The following is a 6,353-nucleotide window of genomic DNA, read 5'->3' on the forward strand; positions in this document are numbered from 1 at the left end:
GTCAACCTCCATCCAACTTGTTTCAGGTACACTATTTTAACAAAAAATCCGCCGAAAAAAGTTAAAGTCTCCGGCGGATGTCACAAAATTATGCAGAGGCATAATTGATAACTTCATTTTTCATATTATAACGAAAAGAAAGAAATAAACAGCAATATAAGTAATGGCAAACCAATTACGATATAGCCACGTGGATTTGCAAAATTCATCGTCCAACCGACACCAAAGCGTTTCTCTACAAAAACGGAAGGATCTTGACGATTCGCATAAATTAATCCACCCTTCCAATAGCGATCCTCATCAACATCCATTACTTCTGAAACGACATTGTCTCCATAGCTCACCCTCAGCTTGCGTTTCTTCCAGACATAAACGAGGACTAAGCCAAGAACAAGCAATAAGAACAAAATAAATACCGGTAGTAGACTTTTTGCTGTAGCCATTGAAGGGTAGATGTTGCTTAGCTGTAATACTGTAAATAATATTGTAAAGGCATAGCTTAATAACATAATGCTCCAACTCATATACTTTCGGCTTTTTAACTGCTCTTCCAATGATTCTTCCTTACGATTAACAGCCAACTTGATTGCTGAACGCTTTATAGAATCTACAATTCCCCACATCATACATTGCATCATCAACATAACAAGTGGCAGTGAAATAGCAGTAAAATATGTTTTGCTTCTCCAAGAATCCGCTTCACCGCTAGGTCCCCAGTGTACAGCAATGTGATCTGGTATTTGATCATAATAGCGGAATGTAAAGATAATTAGAAGCGCTGTAACGCCAAAAGGGATTACATAAAATGGCCACGGAAGCATTTCATCACGACTACGTGCCGTTAAGTCAACAGCACGAACTTGTTTTATAGTTAAGCCCCATTGCCCTTCCTTTTTAAGTTTTAAAATTTTTTGATGGTTTATCCAATATAATGTCATACTGACTGCAAGCATTGCAAATAAGCAGCCAAGCAGTAACATACTTTGCATAGCCTCAAATTGTGCAAAGTAATAATAGCTAAAAATCATTATCATTAATAATAGAACACCAGAAATTCCAACGATTTGAGCATAATGCTTTTTCATATTACATAAAGCGGGATGCTTTACGTTTTGTTCAGGTACAGTAACGCCAAAAATGATTGTCTCTCGTACTATATATGGAACAAATACTTGTAGAGCTAATGTAAAGAGGTAGACGGTTAAGAAAACGAAAAGTAGCATGTGCTACACCCCTTCTGCAGGTATTTGCAAATCAGAAAATACCTTTTTTATCATGTGCTCGATTTGTTCAGCTGTTGCGCCGAGCACCATCCCTTCTACTACAACAGGCTTTAGGCTTTTTTCAATTTGTTGAAATTGTTCAGCAGTTAATGCTCGCTCCTCTGTTGAACGAATAATAGCACCTGATTTGGCTCTTATAGTAATGATCCCCTTTTCCTCCAGCTCATGATAGCTTTTATTAACTGTGTGCATATTGACGCCCAGATCAGCCGCTAAACTACGTACAGATGGTAGGGTATCTCCGGGCTTCATTTCCCCTCTTGCAATACCTTCAATAATTTGCCGTGTTACCTGTTCATAGATTGGTACATCAGATTGTGGCTCTATTTGAATAAACATTCATATCATCTCCAAAGTTGTTATATAGCTAATATAACAAATAATCATTTTTTGTGCATAAAAAGTGAGACCAGTTGGATTTTATAGTTAATATGAACGATCGAAAAAAAGGAGATGTCCCATGATTAATTCGGGACATCCCCTTTCAACGATTGCTAATGCATCATAAATTTCATCAACAAAAAATGCCTTACAAGCTCCCCATCTAAGCTCGTAAGACATCCTTCACCCATTTAAATCTCTTTTTATAATAGACCCCTTTTTTTGTAACCGTGTTCATTTTTTAGTAAGGAACGAGGGGACAGACCCCGTCCGTTACACTAGTGGAATAAGGTGAACTACATTCGAGTTTAGTCCACAACAATTTAGGAAAGTTTGGATATGTTCGTTTCGTAGATTCGTATCTCAAATCAAATATGCTAAAAGCAAGTTAAGCTAATTTTTCGTAGCCTGGAAGCGTCAAGAATTCCACAAATTCGTCTTGTTCAATTAAAGATTTAAACAGCTCAGCAGCTTCTTCATAGCGTCCGCTGTTATAGGCTTGTTCCCCAACAGCCTCTTTAATTTTCACAAGCTCTTCCTCCAAGATATCTAGTACAAAGGCCAATGTAATACCACGGCCATCATCTAAAACACCTTTTGGATGACGAATCCATTGCCATACTTGTGTACGAGAAATTTCTGCAGTTGCAGCATCCTCCATTAAGTTGTTAATCGGTGCAGCTCCGTTGCCTCGTAGCCAAGAAGCAATGTACTGAACCCCTACACTACAGTTAATACGAAGACCTTCAAGTGTAATTGTACCTTCTGGCACAGCTACTAAATCTTCCGCTGTAACATTTACATCCTCACGCTTTTTATGGATTTGGTTTGGTGTCGTCATAATCGCATCAAACTGTTCCATTGCTGTTGCAACCATACCCGGATGCGCTACCCAAGTTCCATCATGGCCATCTGTTGCCTCACGACGTTTATCTTCTGCAACCTTTGCAAACGCTACAGCATTCGCGTCGTCATCTCCTTTAACAGGGATTTGCGCTGCCATACCGCCCATCGCAGGAGCATTACGTTTATGACATGTTTGAATACATAATGACGTATAGGCCTTCATGAATGGTACAGTCATTGTCACTTGCCCACGGTCCGGTAAAATTACATCAGGCTGATTGCGCAGACGTTTGATATAACTGAAAATGTAATCCCAACGCCCACAATTCAGACCAGCTGAATGTTCGCGTAATTCATATAAAATTTCATCCATTTCAAATGCTGCTAAAATTGTTTCAATTAATACAGTAGCCTTAATTGTCCCTTGTGGAATTCCGATATAGTCTTGTGCAAACACAAAGACATCATTCCATAAGCGAGCCTCCAAATGGCTTTCAAGCTTAGGCAAGTAGAAATAAGGTCCTGTACCTAGTGCCAATGCATTTTTAGCATTATGGAATAAATACAGACCGAAATCAAAGAAGCTACCAGAGATCGGTTCACCATCTACTAGTACATGCTTTTCAAGTAAATGAAGACCACGTGGACGAACTAATAACACAGCTGTGTTTTCGTTTAATTTATACGTTTTACCATTAGATGCTTGTGTAAATTCAATTGTCTTATTAATAGCATCACGCATATTAATTTGACCGCCAATCATGTTTTCCCATGTCGGTGCAGATGCATCCTCGAAGCAAGCCATAAACATTCTTGCACCAGAGTTTAATGCATTAATAACCATCTTACGGTCAACAGGACCTGTAATTTCTACACGACGGTCTTGCAAATCTGCTGGAAGTGGTGCAATTGTCCAATCTCCCTCACGGATCTTCTTTGTTTCTGGTAAGAAGTCGAGTTTCTCACCTGCATCAAGACGCTTTTGACGTTCTTGACGAGCCTCTAACAGCTCTTTTCGACGAGCATCAAATTTTTCGTGCAGGGCAAGAACAAACTCAATGGCTTCTGGTGTTAAAATTTCTTTTGTCTGCTCGTTTTGTTCCCCAACAATTTTAAGCTTACCTGTTGTTGCTTGTTCCATCAGTTATTTCCCCCACCTTTGCGAATTTAAGTAGTCATCCCCCGCTTTAGGAGGAGCGGAGGAGACTAATCTATGATTATGAATTTAGGAATACGCGTACTTTGTGACTTAAACGAATTGTTCTGTCTCTGTAGAACCCGCCATTGCCGTCGTAGAAGAAGTACCGCCAGAGATAACTTGAGATACATCATCAAAGTAACCAGTACCTACTTCACGTTGGTGACGTGTAGCTGTATAGCCTTTTGATTCTGATGCAAACTCAGCTTGTTGTAGCTTAGAGTATGCAGCCATACCATTATCCTTATAATCATGTGCAAGCTCAAACATAGAGTGGTTTAATGCATGGAAACCAGCTAATGTTACGAATTGGAATTTATAACCCAATTTGCCTAGCTCGCGTTGATATTCTGCAATTTCTTCTTCTGATAAATTTGCTTTCCAGTTGAAAGAAGGTGAGCAGTTGTATGCTAGTAATTTACCTGGGAATTCAGCATGAATAGCTGCCGCAAATTCACGAGCTTCCTCAAGAGATGGTTTAGACGTTTCACACCAAATCAAGTCTGCATATGGCGCGTAAGCTAAACCACGAGCAATCGCTTGTTTAATGCCTGGTTTTGTACGGAAGAAGCCTTCTGGAGTACGTTCACCCGTAATAAACTCAGCATCACGCGGATCAATATCAGATGTTACCATATCAGCAGCATCAGCATCTGTACGAGCGATTAAAATCGTATCAACACCCATTACGTCTGTTGCAAGACGAGCAGCGATTAAGTTACGAACAGCATTTTGTGTTGGAAGTAACACTTTACCACCTAAGTGACCGCACTTTTTCTCAGAAGCTAATTGGTCTTCTAAGTGAACACCAGCGGCTCCAGCTTCAATCATTCCTTTTACAAGCTCAAATACGTTTAGAGGACCACCGAAGCCAGCTTCAGCATCTGCTACGATCGGAGCGAACCAATCAAATTGATCTACACGTCCTTCAGCATGATCAATTTGGTCTGCACGTTGTAAAGCTTGATTAATACGCTTCACTACTGCTGGAACAGAGTTTGCTGGATATAAGGATTGATCAGGGTACATTTGACCAGAAAGGTTAGCATCAGCAGCGACTTGCCAGCCCGATAAGTAGATTGCTTTTAATCCTGCTTTTACTTGCTGTACAGCTTGATTACCAGTCAATGCACCTAATGCATTAATGAACGGTTCTTCTTGTAAAGACTTCCAAAGTCGAGCCGCACCTTTAGTTGCTAAAGTTTGTTCAAGTACTACAGAGCCCTGTAGCTTAATAACCTCTTCAGCTGAATATGTGCGTTCAATACCAGCCCAACGAGGGTTCTCTGCCCATTGTTTTTCTAATGCTTGGATTTTTTCTTGACGTGTTGACATATTGAAATTCCACCTTCCCCTTTGTATACAATATACTCTGTTAAAAAACTTTTAATCAGCTGTTCCATAACAGGTTTATTTGTTATAAATTAATATATAACAGTACATCTGAATTTTCATTATTTTTAGATAAAATACCAAATTTTAATGATAAAACCGCTTTTTTGGGCGACGAAATTTGGTAAACTGTTTACAAACAAGGGGGATATTCACAATGAAAAATGAGTTTAATTCTTTGTCAAAAGATATATCGCAACAGTTTATTTCAATGTTAAAAGACTGGGTACCAGCCAATTCATCCATTGCAATTGCTGCTGAAAACTCCTATATCTATTTTCATTCTGGACATCAAAACATTAACTTGGAAATAGGTCAACAAGTACAATCTGGTAGCATTGCCGAGCAAGTACTACGCACAAGGAAACGAACAGATGCCGTTTTAGATAATTCCTTATTCGAAACACCCTATTATGGAATAGGTTATCCTATAAACATATTAGATGTGCCTGCTGCACTTGTTGTAGTTTTACCTTCAACCTTTACCGAAAAGAAATTGGAGCCCTTTCAATTTTTAACTGGAAAGCAAGAAGAGGAATGGAATCCTGTTGCAATAGAAAAAATCTCTCATATTGAAAGCCTGCAGAAAAAAACGTGGTTTTATGTAGAGGGGGAACAATTTAAAACAAGTATTACTCTTAAAGAACTTCAAATGCGTCTACCGTCATCTTTTATTCGCATTCACAGGTCTTATATTGTTAATATTCATTTCATAAAAAAAATAGCTCGTGATCTTACTTCTAATTTTGTTGTCACTCTAAAGGATGGCAGTGAACTACCCGTTAGCCAATCTTATTTAAATAATCTTCGAAACGCCCTTGAATTTTAGATTTTGCCTTGCGTAATTGTTGTTGCTGTCGCTTCGCTTTCGCACAGAGAACATTGCTGATTGAAGAAAAAAGGCTGTCCTATACATTTATTGTATAAGACAGCCTAAAAAATAAAAAAGCCTGAGAAAAAAATCTCAGACTTTACATTGCCTAGCGACGACCTACTCTCACAGGGGGAAGCCCCCAACTACCATCGGCGCTAAAGAGCTTAACTTCCGTGTTCGGTATGGGAACGGGTGTGACCTCTTTGCCATCATCACTAGACTTATTTAATTGAAAGATTATTCTTTCAAAACTGGATAAACGGTGCATTGATTGTTTCAAACGTTTTTGGTTAAGTCCTCGATCGATTAGTATTCGTCAGCTCCATGTGTCACCACACTTCCACCTCGAACCTATCTACCTCATCGTCTTTGAGGGATC

Annotated in this window: 5 protein-coding genes and 2 rRNA genes; 1 reads left to right on the plus strand and 6 read right to left on the minus strand. The window is 39.1% G+C overall.

Annotated features, from left to right (window positions below; translation table 11 throughout):
* Positions 1-125: 125 nt before the first annotated feature.
* From ACIQ7N_RS15875 to aceA, 4 genes are all read right to left on the minus strand, one after another.
* On the minus strand, positions 126-1,223 hold the full coding sequence (locus ACIQ7N_RS15875) for a DUF1648 domain-containing protein (protein WP_402933732.1): 1,098 nt from the start codon (positions 1,221-1,223) through the stop codon (positions 126-128).
* Between the two features lie 3 nt (positions 1,224-1,226).
* Entirely contained in the window at positions 1,227-1,622 is a 396-nt protein-coding gene (locus ACIQ7N_RS15880; RefSeq protein ID WP_402933735.1) for a GntR family transcriptional regulator, read from the minus strand.
* Between the two features lie 430 nt (positions 1,623-2,052).
* Positions 2,053-3,651, minus strand: a complete 1,599-nt coding sequence (aceB, locus tag ACIQ7N_RS15885) for a malate synthase A (protein ID WP_402933738.1) — start codon at positions 3,649-3,651, stop codon at positions 2,053-2,055.
* A gap of 108 nt (positions 3,652-3,759) precedes the next feature.
* Positions 3,760-5,043, minus strand: a complete 1,284-nt coding sequence (aceA, locus tag ACIQ7N_RS15890; protein ID WP_132363653.1) for an isocitrate lyase — start codon at positions 5,041-5,043, stop codon at positions 3,760-3,762.
* A gap of 214 nt (positions 5,044-5,257) precedes the next feature.
* Between aceA and ACIQ7N_RS15895 the strand changes: the two genes are divergently transcribed.
* Entirely contained in the window at positions 5,258-5,929 is a 672-nt protein-coding gene (locus ACIQ7N_RS15895) for a LytTR family DNA-binding domain-containing protein (RefSeq protein ID WP_402933741.1), read from the plus strand.
* Between the two features lie 149 nt (positions 5,930-6,078).
* Here the strand turns inward: ACIQ7N_RS15895 and rrf are convergent.
* Both rrf and ACIQ7N_RS15905 read right to left on the minus strand, forming a co-directional pair.
* Positions 6,079-6,194 (minus strand): 5S ribosomal RNA (gene rrf / locus ACIQ7N_RS15900).
* Positions 6,195-6,260: 66 nt separating this feature from the next.
* Positions 6,261-6,353: ribosomal RNA gene (locus tag ACIQ7N_RS15905) — 23S ribosomal RNA — on the minus strand; the annotation flags it as partial.

It is taken from the genome of Lysinibacillus sp. NPDC095746 (genome assembly GCF_044763535.1).
Taxonomy (GTDB): domain Bacteria; phylum Bacillota; class Bacilli; order Bacillales_A; family Planococcaceae; genus Lysinibacillus.

Excerpts from the sequence above, each read along its gene's own strand:
- ACIQ7N_RS15880 (WP_402933735.1), bottom strand. The coding sequence starts at position 1,622 with ATGTTTATTCAAATAGAGCCACAATCTGATGTACCAATCTATGAACAG.
- aceB (WP_402933738.1), bottom strand. The coding sequence starts at position 3,651 with ATGGAACAAGCAACAACAGGTAAGCTTAAAATTGTTGGGGAACAAAAC.
- ACIQ7N_RS15875 (WP_402933732.1), bottom strand. The coding sequence starts at position 1,223 with ATGCTACTTTTCGTTTTCTTAACCGTCTACCTCTTTACATTAGCTCTA.
- ACIQ7N_RS15895 (WP_402933741.1), top strand. The coding sequence starts at position 5,258 with ATGAAAAATGAGTTTAATTCTTTGTCAAAAGATATATCGCAACAGTTT.
- aceA (WP_132363653.1), bottom strand. The coding sequence starts at position 5,043 with ATGTCAACACGTCAAGAAAAAATCCAAGCATTAGAAAAACAATGGGCA.